This window comes from Metabacillus kandeliae (assembly GCF_021166585.1).
GTDB classification, from domain to species: Bacteria; Bacillota; Bacilli; order Bacillales; family Bacillaceae; genus Metabacillus_B; species Metabacillus_B kandeliae.
On the sequence record NZ_JAJOZE010000015.1, the window covers coordinates 41,698 to 64,627 of the forward strand.

Annotated in this window: 24 protein-coding genes; 22 read left to right on the forward strand and 2 right to left on the reverse strand. The window is 47.9% G+C overall.

Features of this window, described 5'->3' with window-relative positions:
• Positions 1-15 precede the first annotated feature (15 nt).
• Complete coding sequence (locus tag LRR81_RS19595; protein ID WP_408631630.1) at positions 16-1,461, forward strand: glycoside hydrolase family 32 protein; 1,446 nt, start codon at positions 16-18, stop codon at positions 1,459-1,461.
• Between the two features lie 41 nt (positions 1,462-1,502).
• Here the strand turns inward: LRR81_RS19595 and LRR81_RS19600 are convergent, their stop codons facing one another.
• Both LRR81_RS19600 and LRR81_RS19605 read right to left on the reverse strand, forming a co-directional pair.
• Positions 1,503-2,450, reverse strand: coding sequence for an SH3 domain-containing protein (locus tag LRR81_RS19600; RefSeq protein ID WP_231791105.1), 948 nt, complete (start codon positions 2,448-2,450; stop codon positions 1,503-1,505).
• Positions 2,451-2,911: 461 nt separating this feature from the next.
• Entirely contained in the window at positions 2,912-3,265 is a 354-nt protein-coding gene (locus tag LRR81_RS19605) for a DUF4064 domain-containing protein (RefSeq protein ID WP_331716362.1), read from the reverse strand.
• A gap of 229 nt (positions 3,266-3,494) precedes the next feature.
• On the opposite strand from LRR81_RS19605, the gene LRR81_RS19610 reads away from it, so the two are divergent.
• The 21 genes from LRR81_RS19610 to LRR81_RS19710 all read left to right on the forward strand — a co-directional run bounded on the left by LRR81_RS19610 (position 3,495) and on the right by LRR81_RS19710 (position 22,927).
• A complete protein-coding gene (locus LRR81_RS19610; protein ID WP_231791106.1) occupies positions 3,495-4,820 on the forward strand; it encodes a phenylacetate--CoA ligase family protein in 1,326 nt (441 codons plus the stop codon).
• Between the two features lie 91 nt (positions 4,821-4,911).
• Positions 4,912-5,877: a 1,2-phenylacetyl-CoA epoxidase subunit PaaA gene (gene paaA / locus LRR81_RS19615; protein WP_231791136.1), complete on the forward strand. Its 966-nt coding sequence runs from the start codon at positions 4,912-4,914 to the stop codon at positions 5,875-5,877.
• A gap of 12 nt (positions 5,878-5,889) precedes the next feature.
• Complete coding sequence (paaB, locus tag LRR81_RS19620) at positions 5,890-6,276, forward strand: 1,2-phenylacetyl-CoA epoxidase subunit PaaB (RefSeq protein ID WP_231791107.1); 387 nt, start codon at positions 5,890-5,892, stop codon at positions 6,274-6,276.
• Entirely contained in the window at positions 6,248-7,069 is an 822-nt protein-coding gene (gene paaC, locus LRR81_RS19625; RefSeq protein ID WP_408631633.1) for a 1,2-phenylacetyl-CoA epoxidase subunit PaaC, read from the forward strand. Before paaB ends, paaC begins: the two co-directional genes overlap by 29 nt.
• Before the next feature lie 20 nt (positions 7,070-7,089).
• On the forward strand, positions 7,090-7,590 hold the full coding sequence (paaD, locus tag LRR81_RS19630; protein WP_231791109.1) for a 1,2-phenylacetyl-CoA epoxidase subunit PaaD: 501 nt from the start codon (positions 7,090-7,092) through the stop codon (positions 7,588-7,590).
• A gap of 14 nt (positions 7,591-7,604) precedes the next feature.
• Complete coding sequence (locus tag LRR81_RS19635; protein ID WP_231791110.1) at positions 7,605-7,910, forward strand: EthD family reductase; 306 nt, start codon at positions 7,605-7,607, stop codon at positions 7,908-7,910.
• Complete coding sequence (locus LRR81_RS19640; RefSeq protein WP_231791111.1) at positions 7,903-8,679, forward strand: enoyl-CoA hydratase-related protein; 777 nt, start codon at positions 7,903-7,905, stop codon at positions 8,677-8,679. Before LRR81_RS19635 ends, LRR81_RS19640 begins: the two co-directional genes overlap by 8 nt.
• Before the next feature lie 9 nt (positions 8,680-8,688).
• Complete coding sequence (locus tag LRR81_RS19645; protein WP_231791112.1) at positions 8,689-9,462, forward strand: enoyl-CoA hydratase-related protein; 774 nt, start codon at positions 8,689-8,691, stop codon at positions 9,460-9,462.
• 24 nt (positions 9,463-9,486) lie between these two features.
• Positions 9,487-11,004: an aldehyde dehydrogenase family protein gene (locus tag LRR81_RS19650; RefSeq protein ID WP_231791113.1), complete on the forward strand. Its 1,518-nt coding sequence runs from the start codon at positions 9,487-9,489 to the stop codon at positions 11,002-11,004.
• Between the two features lie 112 nt (positions 11,005-11,116).
• On the forward strand, positions 11,117-11,986 hold the full coding sequence (locus LRR81_RS19655) for a 3-hydroxyacyl-CoA dehydrogenase (protein ID WP_231791114.1): 870 nt from the start codon (positions 11,117-11,119) through the stop codon (positions 11,984-11,986).
• A 15-nt stretch (positions 11,987-12,001) separates the two neighbouring features.
• Entirely contained in the window at positions 12,002-13,222 is a 1,221-nt protein-coding gene (locus LRR81_RS19660) for an acetyl-CoA C-acyltransferase (protein ID WP_231791115.1), read from the forward strand.
• A gap of 313 nt (positions 13,223-13,535) precedes the next feature.
• Complete coding sequence (paaX, locus tag LRR81_RS19665) at positions 13,536-14,417, forward strand: phenylacetic acid degradation operon negative regulatory protein PaaX (RefSeq protein ID WP_231791137.1); 882 nt, start codon at positions 13,536-13,538, stop codon at positions 14,415-14,417.
• A 12-nt stretch (positions 14,418-14,429) separates the two neighbouring features.
• On the forward strand, positions 14,430-15,398 hold the full coding sequence (locus tag LRR81_RS19670) for an NAD(P)H-dependent flavin oxidoreductase (RefSeq protein WP_231791116.1): 969 nt from the start codon (positions 14,430-14,432) through the stop codon (positions 15,396-15,398).
• A gap of 319 nt (positions 15,399-15,717) precedes the next feature.
• Complete coding sequence (locus LRR81_RS19675; RefSeq protein ID WP_408631631.1) at positions 15,718-16,716, forward strand: ABC transporter substrate-binding protein; 999 nt, start codon at positions 15,718-15,720, stop codon at positions 16,714-16,716.
• Between the two features lie 21 nt (positions 16,717-16,737).
• Entirely contained in the window at positions 16,738-17,769 is a 1,032-nt protein-coding gene (locus LRR81_RS19680; RefSeq protein ID WP_231791117.1) for an ABC transporter permease, read from the forward strand.
• Positions 17,747-18,544, forward strand: coding sequence for an ABC transporter ATP-binding protein (locus LRR81_RS19685; RefSeq protein WP_231791118.1), 798 nt, complete (start codon positions 17,747-17,749; stop codon positions 18,542-18,544). Before LRR81_RS19680 ends, LRR81_RS19685 begins: the two co-directional genes overlap by 23 nt.
• A 250-nt stretch (positions 18,545-18,794) precedes the next feature.
• Entirely contained in the window at positions 18,795-19,163 is a 369-nt protein-coding gene (locus LRR81_RS19690) for a hypothetical protein (RefSeq protein WP_231791119.1), read from the forward strand.
• 126 nt (positions 19,164-19,289) lie between these two features.
• Positions 19,290-19,685, forward strand: a complete 396-nt coding sequence (locus tag LRR81_RS19695; RefSeq protein WP_231791120.1) for a thioesterase family protein — start codon at positions 19,290-19,292, stop codon at positions 19,683-19,685.
• A gap of 43 nt (positions 19,686-19,728) precedes the next feature.
• Positions 19,729-20,835, forward strand: coding sequence for a Leu/Phe/Val dehydrogenase (locus LRR81_RS19700; RefSeq protein ID WP_231791121.1), 1,107 nt, complete (start codon positions 19,729-19,731; stop codon positions 20,833-20,835).
• Positions 20,836-20,858: 23 nt separating this feature from the next.
• On the forward strand, positions 20,859-21,929 hold the full coding sequence (gene pdhA / locus LRR81_RS19705; protein ID WP_231791122.1) for a pyruvate dehydrogenase (acetyl-transferring) E1 component subunit alpha: 1,071 nt from the start codon (positions 20,859-20,861) through the stop codon (positions 21,927-21,929).
• Complete coding sequence (locus LRR81_RS19710; protein WP_231791123.1) at positions 21,926-22,927, forward strand: alpha-ketoacid dehydrogenase subunit beta; 1,002 nt, start codon at positions 21,926-21,928, stop codon at positions 22,925-22,927. Before pdhA ends, LRR81_RS19710 begins: the two co-directional genes overlap by 4 nt.
• The last annotated feature ends 3 nt before the right edge of the window (positions 22,928-22,930 follow it).

Sequence of the window (22,930 nt, forward strand, 5' to 3'; positions counted from 1 at the left end):
TAAGGATAAAGGAGAATGGTTTTGAAACACAATCATCTAGCAGAACGCGCAAACAGAGCAGCAGAAGAAAACCAGGCAGCGGTGAATGAAGATCCTTACCGTCTATCCTTTCATATCCAGCCTCCATCAGGTCTATTGAATGACCCGAACGGCCTTGTTTATTTCAAAGGCCAGTATCATGTGTTTTACCAATGGAATCCTTATGAAACAAATCATGGCGCAAAATACTGGGCTCATATGGCATCACCAGATTTAGTAAATTGGGAAGAGCTTCCGATCGCCCTCACGCCGAGTGAGCCTTATGAGAAGAATGGATGCTACTCAGGCAGTGCGATTGTCAATGACGGCAGGCTTTATCTGTTTTATACAGGAAACGTTAAAAACGAAGCAGGAGAGCGGGAAACCTATCAATGCATGGCTGTTTCTGAAGATGGCATTCATTTTGAAAAAAAAGGGCCAGTCATCAATCTGCCGGAGGAATATACAGCTCATTTTCGCGACCCTAAAGTATGGAAAAAAGAAGATAAATGGTACATGGTCTTAGGCGCTCAAACGCTTGAAAAGAAAGGCGCTGCCGTATTGTTCTCATCAAGAGATCTGGAAAATTGGAAACATATCGGAAAAATTGCCGGGTCAGGAATGAACGGACTTGGTGATTTCGGATATATGTGGGAGTGTCCTGATTTATTTCCGTTAGATGGAAAGGAGATCCTTCTTATCTCGCCTCAAGGACTGAAACCGGAGGGCTTCCAGTATCAGAACCTCTTTCAATCAGGCTATTTCATCGGTCAGCTGGATGAGAAAAAAGAATCCTTTGCACATGGGGCATTCGCAGAATTAGACAGAGGTTTTGACTTTTATGCGCCGCAGACGATGCATGACCATAAAGGAAGACGGATTTTGTTTGCCTGGATGGGGATGACAGATGAGCAGGAGCCTTATCAGCCAACCGTCTCCTATCATTGGATCCATGCATTAACGCTTCCAAGAGAGCTGCATGTAAAAGGCGGAAAACTGATCCAAACACCAGTTGAAGAGCTGAGAGCCCTTCGAAGAAATGAAATGAAGAAAGAAGTAAGGATTGAAGCTGAGAAAGCAACCCTTTCTGATGCAGCATGCGTGCGGGCGGAAATCCTTTTAGAGGATATTAGACTTGACGGAAATTCACTGACGATCTCTTTAAGAGAACATGCTTTTCTGAAATTTAATGTAACTGAGGGAACGCTTCAAGTGGAACGCCCGGATTTTAAAGATGGCCAGCCTGAAACCCGCAGCTGTTTACTTGAAAAGCTGGAAAAGCTTCATCTGTTTTTGGACACTTCTTCAGCGGAGATTTTCGTAAACGGCGGAGAGGAAGTCTTCACATTGCGGTATTTTCCCTCTCCTGAAAATGAAGCTATTTCTTTTGAGGCAGATGGCGGAGCTTCATTTCATCTAAGGAAATGGGAGCTTGGAACATAAACAGAAACAGGGAGGCGCAAAGCGCCTCCCTGTTTTATTGATTATTCTCCCGGAGCTTTCAGCCAGCCCTTAACACCAGAAGAGGTGCTGACCTGGAACCAAAAGTCCGAAACAGTGAAATACATATCGTGAATAGTGATGATAGTATCCTTTTTAAAGGAAGCAACCGTGCGGGAATTGTCTGTGGCACTGGATTTCAGTACAGAACCTGCCGGCACTGCAACTGACTCGCCAATCGCATCAGCGTATGCATCCTGTGTAAAAACATAGCCGATCCAGCCGGTTTTGGAGAAGTTTTTACCGTATGCAATTCTCACACTCGGGAAATCACTCTCTTCTGAATCATATCCGCCAATAATTTTTACAGCATTGCCGTATTTCACATAGTCTTTCGCATCATCCAATTTAGCAGTTGCTGACACGCCAAGAGGTGCCCCGCCATAAATAATCTTCGTGCTGATGGATGTTTTGGCTGCAGATGGCTTGAGATCATCAAGCTTAACCCAGCCGGTTTCAATGCCCTCTATCAAAAAGTTTGTCACACGTACCCACTTTTCACCCTTTTTGTTCACAAAAGAGCCGATGACAAACGCTGTTTCAAAAGAAGAAAGTGTGCCGGCAGGACTGTATGAAGCAGCATCTGCCCCTTTAAGGATAACGGTGCTTTTACCAGAAGAAGTAACTTCTAGTGCGTTAATGCCGTAAACTTTCAGTTTGCTTGATGGGACCCAGCCGGTCACCGTTTTGGAACGGACGCGGTACCAGCTCTCACCGCCGCTGTTCTGAAAGGATGAAAGGATAAGAAGTTCGTCGCTTGCTTTAGCTGTACCTGCAACTGCGTATTTAACCGTTGCGCCTTTATAAATGTTTTCTGCTGAGAGAGTTCTTGCAAAAAATGGCTCCGAAGCAGCAGATGCTTTGGCATCAGATAGAGCAATAACAAAAACAAATGTGAAAATAGATAATAAAATGGCACTGATCTTTTTCAATAGATAACCCCTCTGTAATATTAATGTAATATTTTTAATACTGTTGTAAACAGAGATATCATATCATCAAGGGAGAGAATGACAAAGCTATTTTTTTATGATTTTTATGAAATGGGAAATTAGATGCTGAAGTAATTGTTTTATGGGCACTTTAACCTGCTGTTTGATAGTGTTATAGTTGTCTGTAATTTGAAAGTATTTCCTTTATATGAAAGTTTTCGAGAAAATTGTCGACTAATAATGACCTAAAAAAGACCCGATTATATACCGGGTCTTTCTAGCCTTATACTTTCTCTGGAACATAAGTATTTTCATATGGAACTGAACTGATGAGTCTTCATATACCTTTCCTTCAACAGTGCCTTCTATTAATACAATCTACTCCTAATAGAGAGTCAGTTAGGAGTTTTCCTAAAGGCAAGGCGCTAAACCAATTGGATAAGTCTCAATGTGTTTCAAGGCTAGGCGCTGACATTCTCACCCTTGTTTTTTTTGAAAAGCCCCATTAACCCTGCTGCAGCAAGCAATATAGCTGCAGGAGCATAATGAAGGCTGATGCAGATCACTCCGCCCACAGCTGAAATCAGCATACAAATTGCCCCAGGCTTGGCGTTCCCTCTGACAACAACAGAGCCGACAACTCCTAATATGGATAAAATAACAGCAACCCAGCCAAGCACAAAAAATCCGCCAGAATCATCCGAATGGAAACCTGCGTTTAAACTGCCTCTATAGAGAGAAAGGAATGAGCCAAGAAAGCCCAAAATACTGCCAATAAGTCCTAAAGCAAATTCTTTTTTTCTCCTCAATTCCATCTTTTGCCCTCCTAATCTGCTCTTCTATATGTTATTTCCCACTAGAACAGGCAGTCTTAAACGAATATTGAAAAAGAAAAAGAAAGAATGAATAGACCGATTGACAGTAACGCATTAAAGCAGTTATTCTAAAACTAGATTTATGACGTTAAAATCAGGTAACGATATTTTAACGTCATATTTGTTAAATGGTTATGTAAGCGCTTAATAAAGAAACGGAGGGTGAAGGGTGATACTCCATCGGGTTGAAACGGCAGAGCGGGAAGAAATCGAAAAGCAGCAGCTTCAGGGGTTAAAAAACACAGTCAGGCGCGTGATGGAGAACGTGCCGTTTTACAAAGAGCAGCTTGAGGCAAGGGGAGTAAATGAAGAAAGCATCGCACACTTTGTCGACGTTCAGAAACTCCCGTTTACCGTAAAAAAAGACTTGCGCAGCCACTATCCATTCGGCCTGTTTGCAGCAGAGAAAAGCAAGCTCGCGAGAATTCATGCATCAAGCGGGACGAGCGGAAAGCCTACGGTGATCGGCTATACGGAAAATGACCTGAAGCAATGGGCAGACATTACGGCAAGAGCGATCGCGGCGGCAGGCGGAGAGAAAGGCCATACCCTGCATAATGCGTATGGTTATGGGCTCTTTACCGGAGGACTCGGTTTGCACGGCGGCGGTGAAAGGCTCGGAATGACAGTTGTACCGGTGTCTGCAGGCAACACAGACAGACAGATTATGCTGATGGAGGATTTGCAGCCTGATGTGCTTTGCTGCACGCCGTCTTATGCGCTGAACCTTGCTGAGAGAATGCTTGAGCTTGGAAAAGATCCGCGGAAAACAAGCATCGGGTACGGCATTTTCGGAGCGGAGCCCTGGTCAGAGGAATTGAGGAACATCCTTGAAGATCTTTTCAATATTAAAGCCTGTGATATTTACGGCTTAAGTGAAGTAATTGGTCCAGGAGTTGCTGCCGAATGCCATGAAGCGCAGGATGGCCTTCATATTGCTGAGGACCATTTTCTTGTAGAAGTTATTGATCCGAACACCCTTGAGCCGCTTCCTGACGGAGAATACGGGGAACTCGTTTTTACGAGCCTGAAAAAAGAGGCCATTCCTGTTCTCAGATACAGAACAGGCGACATTGCTTCCATTACAAGGGAAAAGTGCCGGTGCGGAAGAACGACAGTGAGAATGTCGCGCATAAAAGGCAGGATTGATGACATGCTCATTATTCGCGGTGTGAATGTTTTCCCTTCGGAAATTGAGCATTGCCTGATGAAGGTAAAACAAGTGTCACCGCACTATCAGCTGCTGCTCTCAAAGCGGGGACACCTTGATGAGATTACACTGAAGGTCGAGCTGGCAGAGCCGTTTCATGAAGAAGTGAACCGCAATCTGCAGGATGAGAGAATCCGGCTTTTAGCGAAGGAAGTACTGCATCACATTAAATCAGCGTGCCTTATTTCAGTAAAAGTCGAACTCCTTGCCCCGAAATCCATCCCGCGATCAGAAGGAAAGGCTGTCAGGCTCATTGATGCCAGAACAGAGACGGCATCCAAGTAGCGGGCCAGAAAAAACTTGAATAGTATATGATGATAAAATATAATAACGTTATATAAACGTCATAATAATGGAGGGCTGACTTGTGGCTGCAATGTCTGTTCAGCATCAGCGGAATGATCAGGAAAAATACGAATTGTTTATGGAACGGATCCAGGCAGGCGAGAAAATTGAGGCCGATGACTGGATGCCGGATGACTACAGGATGACGCTCATCAAACTTATTTCCATGCATGGCATCAGCGAAATAATGGGAGCGCTTCCAGAGAAAGAGTGGGTTCCGAAGGCGCCAACCTTAAGAAGAAAGCTCGGCATTATGGCAAAGGTGCAGGACGAAATGGGGCACGGCCAGCTGCTGCTGAGGGTAGCGGAAGATTTAATGGCACCGCTCGGCAAGACGCGCGAGAACATTATGGAAGATTTGTTCAGCGGAGATTTGAAGTTTCATAATGTGTTTCATATGGAAGCTCCGACATGGGGAGATGCAGGGCTGATCGGATGGCTTGTGGACGGTGCGGCGATTATTTCACAGACGAACATGCTTGGTGCTTCTTACGGTCCATATGCAAGAGCCCTGCAGCGGATTTGCGCGGAAGAAGTTTTTCATGCCCAGCACGGCGAATCTATTATTCTCGCACTCGCAGAAGGAAACGAGGAACAGAGAGCGATGATTCAAGATGCGATTGACCGCTGGTGGCCGGCCCTCTTAATGTTTTTCGGACCGGCAGGAGCAGAAACAACCGGTTCATCAAAGCAGGATACGACGATTAAATATAAAATCCGGACAAAAACAAACGAACAGCTGCGCCAGGATTTTTTCAGCAAATATATCCCGCGTCTGCTTTCCCTCGGGTTAAAGCTGCCGGATGAAACGATGCATTACGACAAAGAGAAAGAACAGTGGGTGTACCAGCAGCCAGACTGGAATGATTTTAAAAACATCGTTAAAAACAAAGGGCCGAAATCCGAAGCCCGCTTAAGACTCAGAAAGCTGTCCTATGAAAACAATCGTTGGGTACTGGACGCGCTCAGCATGAAAAGCCAGCAGGCTGCACAGTAAGGGGTTGTGGTAATGGAAGAAAACCAAGTGAAAAAGACGGAATTTTTTGAAGTATTTGAAGTCTTCAGCAAAAGGACGAACACAGCTCCCATGCAGTATCAGTTCAGCCTTCTTGCTCCGAACCATGAGCTGGCGCTTGTCATGGCACAGGAAAACTTCATGAGAAGAGAGCCTGCGGCAGATATTTGGGTGGTGAAGCGGACAGATATCCGAAAGATGACAGAGGAAGAGCGGGAATCTCTTGCAAGGCTCGACAACAAGGATTACCGCACAACAAAAGGCTACGGCTATTTGAAGAAAAAATGGCGCGCTTACGAACAGCAGATGCTTGATGAAAAAGAGATTTTGTCCTGGGGTGAGGAAAAGCATGATGACAAAGATCACAGCAGAAACGGCTAAAGAAAACAAACCTTATTATACAGCGCTGCTAGAGCTTCTTCTTCAGCTGGCAGACGACGATTTTATCCTTGCGTACAGAGGCTCAGAATGGCTAGGCCTTGCTCCTCATATTGAAGAGGATGTCGCCTTTTCCTCCATCAGCCAGGATACAATGGGGCACGCGGCGATCTATTATCAGCTGCTGGAAGAGCTTGGCGCCGGTAACAGCGACGCGCTTGCTCATGAAAGAAAAGCAGAGCACCGGAAAAATGCCGTCATTCTGGAGGAAGCAAACGGCACTGGCACCTATTTGGAGGAGCCGCGATACGACTGGGCATTCGCTGTTGTCAGAAACTATTTTTATGCGCTCCATAAAAAAATCAAGCTGGAGTCGCTGAAGCAGTCCTCCTATGAACCGCTGTCAAACGCGGCGGTCAAAATCAATATGGAGCTCTATTATCACCTGATGCACTGGGAAACGTGGTTCACACAGCTGACTCTGAGCGAAGGAGAAGCAAGAACGAGGATGAGCGCTGGTATTCAAAAGGTCTGGAAGGATTTCGAAGGAGTGCTCACGCTTGGCAGTCTCGGAGATGAAATGGCAAAACATGGCCTGATTGAAGGGGAAGAGCTTTTGAAGCAGCGGTTTTATGCCAGAATTCAGCCTGTTCTTGAAGCGGTCCGGCATCCGATGCCAATTCCCTGCGGCATGCAATCAGGCAACGGCCGCATCGGCGAGCATACAAAGGATCTGGATGAAGCGCTGCTGACGCTGACAGAGGTGTACCGAAGCAGTCCTTCTGCCGTTTGGTAATTTGTAAAGGGGATCTGAAGATGGCTGAAACAGCAGCAAGAGAAATGGAAAGTAAAATCAGGGAAGTGCTTCAGACAGTCAAGGATCCGGAAATTGACTCTGTCAGTGTGCTGGAGCTTGGCATGGTAGAAGAAATAGTATTTAAAGAAGGCGCAGCGATGATGAAGCTGCTGCCGACCTTCATGGGCTGTCCTGCTTTGGAAATCATCAAGAAGAATATTGAAAGCGCTGTACTTCTGCTTCCTGAAGTGGAGCGGGCGGAAGCGGTGTTCATCTATGACCCGCCATGGACCTCTGACAGGGTAACGCCGGAAGGAAGAGAAAAGCTGAAGGAGTTCGGCATTGCCCCTCCGCCGGAATTTACAGAGGATGGCAAGTGGACGGTGGACTGTCCGTACTGCGGTTCCAAGTACACCACAATGGAGAATATATTTGGTCCTGCAGCCTGCAGGAGCATTTTATATTGCAAGTCCTGCAAGAATCCGTTTGAAGCAATGAAACCAATATCAAATTTAATGTAATGGGAGAGATGAGCATGTTCAAGATGATCGCGCTGTTCAAGAAACCGGAAGACACAGAAAAGTTTGATGAGTACTACTTCAATACCCATATCCCTCTGACACAGAAAATCCCAGGACTGCAGGATGTGAAGATCACAAAAATCACCGGTTCTCCAATGGGTGAGAGCGACTATTATCTTATGTGTGAAATGTTCTATGAAAACAAGCAGGCATTTAAAGAAGCTTCTAAAACAGACGAATCAAAAGCATCTGGAAAGGATGTTATGAAATTTGCAGGAAACCTCGTCACCTTCTTCTTCGGTGAAGAGCATAATGGATAATCTCTTATTTCTTGAAAAGGAAAGAAAAGGTCCTGTCGGGCTAATCAGGCTGAACAGGCCGAATGTGCTGAATGCACTGAACAGGCAGCTGATTTCTGAGATTGTGCAGACCTTTGAGGAGTACGACAGGGATGAAGAAATCCGCGTGATCGTCTTGACCGGAAACGGCAGAGCTTTTGCGGCAGGCGCAGATATTGAGGAAATGGCTGATGAGGATGCAGTGGGGATGGAGCTTCTCAATCAGTTTGCAGATTGGGACAGAATCACCGCAGTAAAGAAGCCGATTATTGCAGCTGTTAACGGCTTTGCTCTTGGCGGAGGCTTCGAGCTTGCACTTGCCTGTGATCTGCTTTTTGCCTCTGAAACAGCAAAATTCGGATTTCCTGAAGTGAATCTTGGGGTGATGCCAGGTGCAGGCGGAACACAGCGGCTGACAAAGGCTGCCGGCAAGACGAAGGCACTCGAGATGATCTGGAGCGGCGAGATGATTTCCGCTGAAGAAGCACTGAGGCTGAATCTGATCAACCGGGTGATCGCGCCTGAGCTCCTGCTCGAAGAAACGCTGGCATTTGCAGGCAAGATCGCTGAAAAAGCGCCGCTCGCTGTGCGGCTCATTAAAGAAAGTGTCTACAAGGCTCTGGATATCAGCATCTATGAAGGGATGCAGTTTGAACGGAAAAATTTTTACCTGCTGTTTGCATCCGAAGACCAGAAAGAAGGCATGCAGGCCTTTATGGAAAAGCGCAAGCCAGTCTTTAAAGGGAAGTAGGGGGTCAACATGTACGAAAGCATCACATTTGAAGAAAAAAACGGCGCTGCCTGGCTGACTTTGAACAGGCCGGAAAAATACAACGCCTTTACAGAGCAGATGAACAAAGAAATAACACATGCTCTGAAGAAAACAGCTGATGATGAAGGCATTCGCTGTCTTGTGATCACAGGTGCCGGAAAAGCCTTTTGTTCAGGGGAGGATTTGAGCAGGATCGGCGAAGTGACCAATCACGGCGAAATTCTCCGCACGCGCTATAACCCGATGATTCAGGCGCTTGCCCGTCTGGAAAAGCCGGTGGTGGCAGCGGTAAACGGAGTGGCAGCAGGAGCAGGGATGAGCCTCGCGCTCGCTTGTGATTTCAGGCTTGCCTCAGAGAAAGCGAGTTTTATCGAGTCTTTTATTAACGTCGGCCTTGTGCCGGATTCAGGGCAATTTCATTTTCTTCCGAAAATCGTTGGAATGGCGAAAGCACTGGAACTGGCGATTCTCGGCGAGAAGATTTCAGCTCAGGAAGCGAAGAAGCTCGGCCTTGTAACAAAGGTGATTGCCCTTGATGATTGGGAGAGCGAAACAGGCGCATTTGCTGAAAGACTGGCAGCGATGCCGACAAAAGCGATTGGCCTCATCAAGCGCACGCTGCGGGAAAGCATGTCACTGACCCTTGATGAAATTCTTGAAAAGGAAGCTTTTGCCCAGCGGGTTGCTGGTCTGACGCATGACCACCAGGAAGGTGTAACAGCATTTTTGGAAAAAAGAGAAGCTGTTTTTGAAGGAAAATAATTGATTAAAAAGGAGCTTGATCACATGAGCATGGTAAAAGAACAGAAGCTTGAGCAGCTGCCGGTTATTCGCGAAAGCTATGATTTAGTTATTGGCGGAGAGCGGGTAAAAAGCACATCAGGTGAAACCTTTACTACATACAACCCGGCTAACGGCAAAGCAGTGGCTGAAGTGGCAAAAGCTTCAATGGAAGATGCAGACAGAGCGGTAAAAGCAGCACGCGAAGCCTTTGACTTCGGCAAGTGGAAGAAAACGCCTGTCGGCAAGCGGGCAAGAATATTGAACAAAATCGCAAGTATCATGCGTTCCCGCTTCAATGACCTTGTTCAGCTTGAAGTGCTCGACTCCGGAAAATCCATCTCTGCTGCACAGGGGCAGGTTATGCAGGCGATTGAGGATTTCGAATTTTATGCCGGCGCGATTGTCGGCCATCGCGGCAATGTGAACAACGTGCCTGGGCAATTTTTCAACTACACGCAAAAAGAGCCTGTTGGTGTCTGCGCCCAGATTATTCCTTGGAATTACCCCCTCATGATGGCAGCATGGAAGGTGGCTCCTGCGATTGCAGCAGGCTGCACGGTTATTTTAAAACCAGCAAGCCTGACACCGCTGACGGCGATTGTGCTGACGGAAATCTGTCATGAAGCAGGCGTGCCGGCAGGTGTGGTGAACGTTGTACCTGGATCCGGCTCCACAATCGGCAACTACCTTGTTGAGCACCCTCATGTCGACAAAGTGGCCTTTACCGGTTCAACACCAATTGGAAAAGACATTATGGCGAAAGCAAGCGAAACACTGAAGCGGGTAACGCTTGAGCTTGGCGGGAAATCGCCGAATGTGGTCTTTGCGGACGCGAACATGGAAGCAGCTGTCGCAGGCTCTGTTTACGGCATTTTCTATAACACAGGCCAGTCCTGTGAAGCCCGTTCCCGTTTATATGTAGAAGAAAGCATTTATGATGAGTTTTTGGAAAAGTTCGTTGAGAAAACGAAAAAACTGAAGCTCGGCGATCCATTTAATGAAGAAACCCATGTTGGCGCTGTGATCAGCCGCGACCAGCTGGAAACGATCGACGGCTATGTGCAGTCTGCCAAAGAAGAAGGGGCAACCATTCTTCTCGGAGGAAAAGCTGCTGTTATTGAAGGCCATGAAGGCGGCTTCTGGTACGAGCCGACCATTATTACAGATGTTACCCAAAGCATGAAGGTCGTCCAGGAAGAGATTTTCGGACCGGTTGTGGTCATTTCCAAATTTTCAAATGAAAAAGAAGCGATTCAGCTCGCAAACGATACGATTTTCGGCCTTGGATCTGCCATCTGGACAACAGATCAGGCAAGAGCCACAAGGGTTGCCAATGAAATCCGCGCAGGCATTGTAATGGTGAACAGTCCAATGTCCGCCTTCCCTGGCACACCATTCGGAGGCTACAAGCAATCGGGCTTCGGAAGGGAGCTCTGCATCGAAACGCTGGACCTCTACACTGAAACAAAAAGCGTGCTGACTTATTTCGGAACACGCCCGCTGAATTTCTTTAATATTTAATATTGATTGGAGTGGCAGGCGAAAGAGCCTGACATTTAAATGAATCTATAAAAAAGGAGAGCAGTTCTTCGAAAGGGGAATTGCTCTTCCTTTCATGGAAAGGATGGCCAGCATGATTCAGAATATTGCCGTTATCGGCTCGGGTGTAATGGGAAGAGGCATTGCCTATGTTTCAGCAGTTGGAGGATTTACGGTGCAGCTCGTTGATGTAAAGGACGAAGCACTCATCAGCGCCAAAGCAGAGATTGATCTGATTTTCAGCAAAGCTGCAGCAAGAAATCTCTTTTCAGATCAAGAAATAGAATCGGCAAAAGATAGGCTCACTTACTCTTCAAGCATTGAAGAAGCAGCGGTGAGGGCAGATCTTGTCATAGAAGCTGTTCCGGAAAACATCACGATTAAAAAGCAGGTATTCGAAACGCTTGACAGGCATGCAGGAGAGCACTGCCTCTTCGCTTCCAACACGTCCACAATGAGTCCGACAGAGCTTGGTTCTTTCACAAAACGGCCTGACAAAGTCATGGCGATGCATTTCTTTAATCCTGTACATAAAATGCCGCTCATTGAAATAGTGAGAGGGCTTGAAACAAGTGATGAAACAGCGGGCTACATCGAAGCCTGCGCCAAACAGATGAGAAAAGAAACCGTGCTGATCAATGAATTTCCGGGCTTTGTCACAAGCAGAATCAGCGCGCTTGTCGGCAATGAAGCTTTTTACATGCTGCAGGAGGGCGTCGGTACACCGGAAGAAATTGATAAAGCGATCCGCCTTGGGCTCAATTATCCGATGGGTCCGTTTGAGCTCGGTGATCTGGTCGGCCTTGATACGCGGCTGCACAATTTAAATTATCTTCATCAGACCCTTGGCGAGAAATACCGTCCGGCACCGCTGCTTGTGCAATATGTGAAAGCAGGAAGGCTCGGCCGGAAAACAGGCAAGGGAGTATACGATTATACGCAGAAAGAAACAGCCGTGAAATAGAGAGGGGGGTGCGCGGTGCGGGAAGCAGTAATTATTGATGCCGTCAGAACGCCGATTGGACGATACAAAGGGGCTTTAAAGGCGATTCGGCCCGATGACCTTGCGGCGATTGCCATAAAAGGGCTGCTGGACAGAAACCCTGGTCTTCCGCTGGAAGAAATAGAAGAAGTGGTTCTCGGAAATGCCAACCAGGCAGGAGAAGATAACCGGAATGTTGCGCGAATGGCTGGCTTGCTGGCAGGGCTTCCTGTTGAAACCGCCGGCACAACGATTAACAGGCTGTGCGGATCAGGGCTTGATGCCGTCAATTATGCGGCAAGGGCGATTCTTGCCGGTGAAGGAAACATCTTCATCGCCGGCGGAACAGAAAGCATGACTAGAGCGCCGTATGTGATGGGAAAACCGGAAACTGATTATCCCAGAGGAAGCATGGAGCTGGTGGATACAACGATCGGCTGGCGGTTTGTGAACAGGAAGCTTGAAGAGATGTACGGAACAGACTCTATGCCGCAAACAGCTGAGAATGTGGCAGAGCGCTTTTCTGTATCGAGAGAAGAGCAGGATCAGTTTGCTTTTGAAAGCCAGCAGAAGGCGGCAAAGGCCATAGCAGCAGGGAAGTTCCATGATGAAATGATTCCGGTCATCTATCAGGACAGGAAGGGAAACAGTGTGACAGTCGATCAGGATGAACATCCGCGTTCGGATACAACGCTTGAAAAATTGGGCAGATTAAAGCCGCTTTTTAAAGGCGGCACTGTGACTGCAGGCAATGCTTCAGGAGTGAATGACGGGGCAGCTGCTCTTTTACTCATGAGCAGAGAGAAAGCGGAGGAGCTCGGCCTTAAGCCGCTTGCCAAATACACGGTATCTGCCGCAGCAGGGCTTGACCCATCCATCATGGGAATCGGGCCTGTCTTTGCGGTGAGAAAAGCGTTAAAAAGAGCGGGTCTTTCTATAGAAGAAATCGGGCTGACAGAGCTGAACGAAGCCTTTGCCTCACAGTCGCTGGAGTGCATCAGGCAGCTTGGGCTGAATGCGGAAAAAGTCAACGTAAACGGCGGCGCCATTGCGTTCGGCCACCCGCTTGGCGCAAGCGGCGCAAGGATTCTCACTACACTGGTTCACGAGATGAAAAGAGAAAAGGTAAAATACGGACTCGCTGCCATGTGCATCGGCGTCGGCCAAGGGATCGCAGCGATCGTCGAAAATGAGGATGACAGCCTGAAAGGAATCTGATCAGGATCACCGGAAAGGGATAAGGCTATGTTAAAAGAGAACATTGATTTTTAAGCATCTGTTGATCTACGTTCCAGGCGGGAGACTCCTGCGGGAGCAGCGGGACAGGTGAGACCCCGGAGGCGCTATGGGAACCTGAGGAGGCTCAGCGCCCGCCCCGCGGAAAGCGGACGCCTGAAACGGAAATCAAGAGCCAAATATAACAGAGCCAAGGATAAAATAAGTTGACAGATCCAAACCATTCGGTGTGAAATGAAAGGATAAATGATTCAGAACTTTTAGGCGGAAAGATGTGAATGAGATGAACAGCAATATCAACACGAGGTCGATGATTTTCACCCTTTATGGTGATTACATCAGGCACTACGGCAATGAAATCTGGATTGGGAGCCTGATCCGGCTCTTAAAGGAATTCGGCCACAATGAGCAGTCTGTCAGGGCGGCTATATCCCGCATGCACAAGCAGGGCTGGGTTACCTCGACTAAGATCGGAAACAAAAGCCATTATTTCCTGACAGAACGCGGGATTATCCGGATGGAGGAAGCAGCAAAGCGCATTTTCAAGCTGAGTCCTGAACAATGGGACGGCAAGTGGAGAATGCTGATCTACTCCATCCCGGAGGAAAAGCGCAGCATAAGGGATGAACTGAGGAAAGAGCTTGTATGGAGCGGCTTCGGCACCATTTCCAACAGCTGCTGGATCTCGCCGAATGATTTGACGAAGGAGGTTTATGCGCTGATTGATAAATATGAGATTTCTCCGTTTGTTCACTACTTCATAACGGAATACCACGGCCCTCATGAAAATGAGCGCATCGTGCAGGAATGCTGGGACCTTGAGGAAATTAACAAACGGTATGAGCAGTTTATTGCAGACTACAGCCAGAAGTATGTGATCGATAAAAATAAAATTCAAAAAGGCGAAATGACGGATGCTCAGTGCTTTGTTGAAAGAACGGAGCTTGTGCATGAATATCGGAAATTCCTGTTTACCGATCCCGGCCTCCCTGAGGAGCTGCTGCCGAAAAGGTGGCTTGGCCAGCATGCTGCAGCGCTTTTCAGCGATTATTACCGGGAGCTTGCGGAACCAGCCAGCCGCTTTTTTGAGGAAGTGTTCCAGGAGGGCAATGAGCTGGCGAACAAAAACAAGGAATATGACATTTACCAGCATCCGCTTTTGCTTGACGAAAAGTAGGGAAGTGAGCAGATGAATGAGCTGTGCAGGATTTTAGGGATTCAGGTGCCCATTCTGCAGGGGGGAATGGGGAACATCAGCAATGCCGCTCTGACGGCTGCCGTTTCAGAAGAGGGCGCCCTTGGCACTATTGGAGCCGGAACGATGACGCCTGAAGAAGTGGAAAAGATCATTCTTGAGACAAAAGAGCGGACAGAGAACCCATTTGCCTTAAATATTGCCCTGGCTGTTTCTCCTTTTTCGAAAGAATTGATGCAGCTTGCCGTAAAGCACGGGCTGAAGGCTGTTTCACTGTCAGCAGGAAATCCTGCCCCGTTTATCCCTTATTTTAAAGAAAACGGGGTGAAGGTGATTACGGTCACAGCTGCTGTTAAGCATGCGGTAAAGGCTGCGGAGGGCGGTTCTGACATTATTGTCGGCGAAGGATACGAAGCGGCAGGACTGAATTCCCCTCTTGAAACCACTACACTTGCACTCATTCCGCAGCTTGCAGATGCCGTAAATGTACCCGTCGCTGCAGCAGGCGGCATAGCAGACGGCAGAGGCCTGGCAGCAATGCTCGCTTTAGGTGCACAGGGTGTTCAGATGGGAACAAGGTTTATCGCGACAAAGGAAGCGCCGTTTTCAGAGCTGTATAAAGAGCGTCTTCTTCTATCAGATGACACAGGTACAGCGGTGATCGGCCGTTCAGTCGGAAGGATCCGCAGAGTGCTGAAAAATAATGCCTATACAGCTCAGCTGCTGCAGCAGGAAAAGGCAGGTCTTAGTCTTGACGAGTTTACTAACAGAACAGATGAAAAGCACCATATCTTAGGGGCTGTAGAAGGCAATGAACAGGAAGGCTACTGGAACAGCGGGCAGATTGCAGGCCTCATTCACCACATCCCAACGGTGGCTGAGCTGATTCACTCAATCAAGTTGGAGATGACCGAAACCATCGGCAGGCTTGAGCCTTATATGAAAAAAGAAGTGCAGCCTTAATTATTTGATTTTTCTAAAAATTATTTGACCGAGCCTTCCTGAAAATGGTACTATTACGGTGAAATCACGCCCTGCGAAAAAACGACATACAGAATTCGCAGGGTATTTGTTTTTTGGCTATGTTAATTTTTAAAGCACCTGTTGATTGGAGTGGCAGGCGGGAGACTCCTGCGGGAGTGCAAGTGACGGGAGACCCCGCAGGAGTGAAACGACGAGGAGGCACCCGCACTGCCCGCGGAAAGCGGACGCCTGCAGCGGAAATCAACTGCCAAATTTAACAGAGCCTTTTTTAAGCGATAACAAATTAAGGGGGAGTAAGATGTTAAAAAAGAAGGCTTCAATAATCGGAATCGTTCTGATGGCGAGTCTTGCCTTATCAGCGTGCGGCAGTTCACAGACTTCTGGGGGAAGCGCTGCACCCGATAAAGACAAAACCTATAAAATAGGCGTGACTCAAATTGTCGAACACCCATCGCTCGACGAAGCACTGAAAGGCTTCCAGAAGGCACTTGAGGAAAAAGGAATCAAAACAGATTATGAAATTAAAAATGCCCAAGGAGACTCCAGCACGAACACCACCATCGGCACAACGCTTGTCAACGATAAGGTTGATCTCATCTTTGCCAACTCCACTCCAAGCTCCCAGGCTGCCCTTGCAGCAACAACTAAACTGCCTATCGTCTTCTCTTCCGTCACTGATCCTGTCGGCGCCAAGCTTGTAAAAGACATGGACAAGCCTGACGGCAACGTGACAGGCACGGTTGACTTTCACCCAGAAGCCATTCCAAACACACTAAAACTGATTAAAAACGAACTCGGCGGCAAAAATGTCGGCCTGCTGTACAATTCAGGCGAGCAAAACTCCGTTGCCCAGGTGGAAGCGGTCAAAAAGGAAATGAGCTCCCTGGGTCTTAACGCTGTTACAGCCTCTGTGGCCACATCAGCAGATGTGAAGCAGGCAGCAGAATCCCTTGCCGGAAAAATTGACGCCTTTTATATCATTACAGATAATACCGTTGTTTCCGCCCTGGAATCCGTTATCTCTGTCGCCCAGTCCAAAAAAATCCCGCTGCTTGCAGCAGAGCTTGACTCTGTCAAACGCGGCGCCTTTGCAGCCTATGGGTTCAGCTATTTTGACATCGGCCACCAGGCAGGCGATATGGCAGCTGACATTCTGACAGGCAAAAAGAAAATCAGCGACCTGCCTGTTCAGCATCCGGACAAACTGAAGCTTGTGATCAATAAAAAAGCAGCCGAAGCGATGGGCATCAAAATCAAGCCGGAATGGGACAAAATGGCGGAATACATCACGCCGTAACGAAAGGGTGCGTTAGCTGACATGTTTACTGCGATCTTCGGCTCGGTTGAGATGGGAGTCATCTATGCGATTATGGCTCTCGGTGTTTATCTTTCGTTCCGCATACTGGATTTTCCAGATTTAACGGTTGACGGGAGCTTTGTAACAGGTGCAGCGGTTTCGGCATCCCTGATCGTCCTTGGGATTCACCCGATTGTGGCAACGCTTGCCGCTCTTGCGGCCGGCTTTCTTGCCGGCTGCATTACCGGCATTCTTCACACGAAGGGAAAAATTAACCCGCTCCTTTCCGGAATTTTGATGATGATTGCCCTTTATTCCATCAACCTGAGGATTATGGGCACTACATCTGCCACTTCTATCGGCGTACCGAATATTCCGCTTCTGAATGCGGATACCATTTTTACTGAAGTAAAGGGACTATCTGCTTCAATGGGGCTGGACGGCATGCTGAACGGCCTTTTCAGTGCCATCGGGCTCGGCGGCGATCTCCCTGAAACATGGGGCATTCTTGTATTTATGATCCTATTAACCTTTTTTATCAAATGGCTCGCGGATTCATTTTTAAAAACAGATATCGGGCTTGCCCTAAGAGCAACAGGCGACAATCAGCGGATGATCCGCAGCCTGTCCGCGAACACTGATTCTCTGATCGTGCTCGGGCTTGGCCTGTCCAATGCCATGGTTGCCTTTGCCGGCGCTCTTATCGCCCAGTATGTAAAGTTTTCAGATGTCGGAATGGGAATCGGCATGATCATTATCGGCCTCGCCTCTGTCATTATCGGGGAAGCCATTTTTGGAACAAAAAGCATTGGAAGAACAACGCTTGCTGTGATCGGCGGTGCCGTTATTTACCGGATTGTGATCAGTTTGTCCCTGCAGGTAAAAGGGCTTGATACCGGTGACCTGAAGCTGATTACAGCCGTTATCGTGATATTTGCCCTCATCACACCGAAAGTCGTTGAGCGGCAGCGGATGAAAAAACGGAAAGCAAGGCGCTACGCGGAGCTGACGAATGGAAGGGGTGAGGCTGTTGCTGCATCTAAAGCAGATTAACAAAATTTTTAACGAGGGAACGCCTGATGAAAAAATCGCTCTTGATTCTATTCAGCTTTCGCTTAATAAAGGCGATTTTGTCACCATTATCGGAAGCAACGGCGCAGGCAAATCAACGCTCATGAACGTGATTTCAGGGGTGATGGCGCCAGATGCCGGAAAGGTGGAAATTGCCGGCAAAGATGTAACCTTTATGCCGGAATACAAGCGTTCAAAACTGATCGGACGGGTCTTTCAGGATCCGATGGCAGGCACCGCTCCTTCCATGACAATTGAAGAAAACCTCGCCATGGCCTATGCAAGGAATAAAAAAAGAGCGCTGAACAGCGGTGTCACAAAGCAGCGGAAAGAGCTTTTCAAAGAAGTGCTCGGAACCCTGCACCTTGGGCTCGAAGGCAGACTCAATGCCAAAGTCGGATTGCTGTCTGGCGGGGAGCGCCAGGCGCTGTCGCTTTTAATGGCAACCTTTACCGAGCCTGCCATTCTGCTGCTTGATGAGCACACAGCAGCTCTTGATCCATCGAGGGCGGAGCTGATTACAGGGCTCACAAAAGAAGTTGTCAGCAAATATGGACTGACAACGATGATGGTCACCCATAACATGCAGCAGGCGCTCGACCTTGGGAACCGCCTGATCATGATGGACAAAGGACAGATTATACTAGAGGTAGACGAAGAACAGAAAAAAGAACTGACAATTGAGAAGCTCATGCAGGAATTCCAGCGCATCCGCGGGGAACAGATGGCGAATGACAGAGCTTTGCTGAATGCTTGATGGAGGAGGAGCGGAGGCTCTTTCTCTTTTTTTAGTTGGGAGGAGGCGGTGCGCATAAGTGTGGAAAGCCGCGCATAAACAACGTCTGCCAAGCTCTGGCCAATGCAGCAAGCCTCCAATTCCATCAAAACGAGCTGAAAATGAACGAAAATCCACTTAAACCATTCACTTTTTACCTCACTTGCTATCTCCCAAACGATGTTATATGGTAAATTCAGATCGATCACGTCACGCTGAAAGGACAAATAGTATGAAAAAACTCTTACTCATCTTCACCTTTCTTACCCTCTTTTCAGCAGGTTGCTCCAACAGCGGCCAGCGGATTGAGGTGTCATGCTCAGGCTTCAAAGTAAATATACAAGATCAAGAGAAAGTGACAAAAATAAATGAGATTCTCGGTAAAGTAAATTGGCAACAGTCAAAGGCGGATATGTCCCGCCAGCCGGATTGCACAGCTGCATTCAAGGATGGCGGCAATGCAGATGAAAAAGCGGTTCAGTACAAGATCTGGATCAGCGGGAAGAAGGATCAGCTGGAGATAATCAAAGGGTATGCAAACTATGCGAAGCTTTCAAAGGAGTCCTCAGCTAAACTGTATAAAATAATAAGAGGTACATAAATGGAGCGGAAATCCGCTCTTTTTTTTCAACTTGGATTGACCGTTATATAACGTGATGTTAAGATAACGTTATAGATACGTCATTAAAAATCAGTTAAATAAAGAACAGATTTTGGGGGATGCAGGATGAAAAAAGGGATGGTGCCAGGCCAGCAGGCTATCCACGAATTTACTGTAACGCCTGATATGTTCGCAAGCTTTGAAGGGCAGGTTGTGCATCCTGCCTATTCCACTGTTTCCATGGTGTACCACATGGAGTGGGCTTCCCGGAAAATCATCCTTCCTTATTTGGAGGAGCATGAAGAAGGGATTGGCGGCGCTGTAAAAGTGAAGCATATTGCACCGACCGGAGCAGGAACAAAGGTGAAGGTGACAGCCGTTCTTACAAAGCTTGAAGGGCATCTTGTGACAACAGAAGTGGAAGCGCACAATGAAAAAGGATTGATCGGAAAAGGGGAAGTGGTTCAGGCCGTTTTGCCGAAGGTTGCTATTGAGGAGAAAATCTTAAAGTCTGGGGTGTGATATTTTGAAAGCGGTTACTTTTCCTCTGGAAGGGGATCTTACGATGGATTTATTCACTAAAATACAGGGGCATGAACAGGTTGTATTCTGCAATGATCCAAATACGGGCTTAAAAGCCATTATCGCCATACATAATACAGCACTCGGGCCGGCGCTTGGAGGCTGCCGAATGCGCCCCTACCCGACAATGGATGCCGCACTCGAGGATGTTCTCAGGCTTTCAAAAGGCATGACGTATAAGTGTGCCGCAGCAGATGTGGATTTCGGAGGCGGAAAATCCGTCATTATCGGTGATCCGCTGTCAGATAAATCACCTGATTTATTCCGGGCGTTCGGACAGTTCGTTGATTCGCTGAGAGGCAGGTTTTATACAGGAACTGATATGGGCACGACTCCGGAGGATTTCGTCCATGCGATGAAGGAAACGCGCTGCATCGTCGGGGTTCCGGAGGAGTACGGCGGCAGCGGAGATTCTTCTGTACCGACTGCATTGGGCGTTATTTACGGCATTATGGCAGTTAACAAAGCAGTTTTTGGCTCCGATTCTTTATCAGGGCATTCCTATGGTATTCAGGGGCTCGGCAAAGTCGGCTTTAAGGTGGCGGAAATGCTGCTGGAGGCAGGGGCTGACTTGTTTGTCACAGACATTGATGAAAGAGCTGTTTTCACTCTTTTGGAAAAAGCGAGGGGTTCAAAAGGTTCCATCAAGCCTGTTGCGCTTGATGACATTTACGCTGTGCCGGCTGACGTTTTTGTTCCGTGCGCCCTCGGCGGCGTCCTGAATGACAGTACTATCGATCTGCTGCAGGTCAAAGCTGTTGCAGGCTCAGCAAACAATCAGCTTTTTGAAGAACGGCATGGAGATGTATTAAAGAACAAAGGCATTCTTTATGCACCGGATTACATTGTGAATGCCGGCGGTCTGATCCAGGTGGCAGATGAACTGTACGGGCACAACAAGCAGCGCGTGCTGACGAAAACGAAAGCCATCTATGCGTCGCTTCTTGAAATTTTCACCCAATCTGAAAGCTTAAATATCTGCACGGCCAAGGCTGCCGATTTGTTCTGCGAAAAAAGAATAGAAGCACAGCGAAACCGCAGCAGCTTTTTTACGCATGGCAAACAGCCGAAATGGGAAGTCAGAGTTTAATAGAATCCTAGGGGAGTGAGACGATGGAAGAGCAATTTCCTGTAATCCAGGTGATGGATGAGAACGGAAATCTGGTAAGTGATGAGTTTAAAGAGCATTTAACGCCATCCTTTGTTCAGTCACTGTATGAAAAGCTGATTCTGGTCAGGACCTTTGACCGCAAGGCGATCAGTTTGCAGCGCCAGGGAAGGCTCGGCACTTATGCTCCCTTTGAAGGGCAGGAGGCGGCACAGGTTGGAAGCGCAGCAGCTTTGAAGGAAGGAGACTGGCTGTTTCCGACATACCGCGACCATGCGGCATCCATTACGTTCGGCCATTCCATTCCAAGGGTTTTTCTTTATTGGAACGGGCGTGTGGAAGGCTGTGTCGCACCTGAAGGGAAGCACATTTTCCCGCCGGCTGTCCCGATCGCCACACAGCTGCCGCATGCTACAGGCGCCGCTCTAGCTGAAAAGAAAAAAGGCACTGATCATGCTGCGATTGTTTATTTTGGGGACGGTGCAACCTCTGAAGGAGATTTTCATGAAGGGCTGAACTTTGCGAGTGTTTTTAAAGCACCTGTTGTGTTTTTCAACCAGAACAATCACTTTGCGATTTCTGTTCCGATGCATAAGCAGATGAACAGCAAGACGATCGCTCAGAAATCTGTTGCCTATGGCATTCCCGGCTACAGGATTGATGGCAATGATATTTTCGCTGTTTACTTTTATACAATGAGAGCGCTTAACAGAGCGAGGAAGCAGGAAGGGCCGACATTGCTTGAAGCTGTGACCTGGAGATACGGCGCCCATACGACGGCAGATGATCCGAAAAAATACCGCGACCAGGAAGAAAGCACGCTGCGCAAAGCGAAAACCGATCCGATTCTGCGCCTTGAGCGCTATATGAAAAACAGCGGGCTTTGGGATGATGAAAAAGCGGAGAAAATTCAGGAGGATGCTGCTGAAATCATTGAAGCGGCTGTCGCTGAGATGGAAGCTTTTCCGGAGCCGAATGCGGATGATCTTTTTGACTTTGTGTTCGCGGCGCCAACATGGACGATTGAGGATCAAAAAGAGGAATATATGCAGCGCTTAAGAGGTGAAGCGAGATGACAACGGATATCAGAGTGGGAACTTCAAAGCTGACAATGGTGCAGGCCGTAACTGATGCCTTAAGAATCATGCTGCGGGAAAAGGACAATATGCTTTTGCTCGGGGAAGATATCGGGAAAAACGGCGGCGTATTCCGGGCAACAGAGTCGCTCCTGGACGAATTCGGGGAAGAGCGCATCATGGACACGCCGCTTAGCGAGTCGGGCATTATCGGCACTTCGATCGGCATGGCGGTGAACGGCATTTTGCCAGTTGCGGAAATTCAGTTTCTCGGCTTTATTTATCCAGCCTATGAGCAGATTATGACGCACGCGACAAGGATCCGGATGAGAACCATGGGCAAATATTCTGTTCCGCTTGTGATCAGAGCGCCTTACGGGGCAGGCATCCGCGCGCCAGAAATTCACTCGGACAGTGTTGAGGCGCTATTTACGCACATGCCGGGAATCAAAGTCGTCGTTCCTTCTACGCCTGCTGATGCAAAAGGGCTATTAATTGCAAGCATTGAAGATCCTGATCCAGTGCTCGTTATGGAGCCGCTGAAGCTGTACAGGGCAAGCAGGGAAGATGTGCCGGAAGGAAAATACACAGTTGAAATCGGAAAAGCAAGAACAGCAAAAGAAGGAAAAGATGTCACAGTTATTGCATGGGGAGCGATGGTCCCTGAATCTGTGAAGGCAGCAGAAATGCTCGAGGAAAAGGGGATTTCTGCTGAGGTACTTGATCTCAGAACCCTCTACCCGCTTGACCGGGAAGCGATCGCAGAATCCGTCCAAAAAACAGGAAGAGCGGTAATCGTTCAGGAAGCCCACATGACCGGCGGCGTCGCCAATGATGTGATGGCTGTCATCAATGACACATCCTTTTTATATCTAAAAGCCCCAATGGCAAGGGTGACCGGGTTTGACGTGCCTGTTCCGATGTTTGCGCTTGAGGAGCATTACCTGCCTGCAGCTGATCGCATCATCAAATCTATCGAAAAAACGGTTCACTTTTAAAAG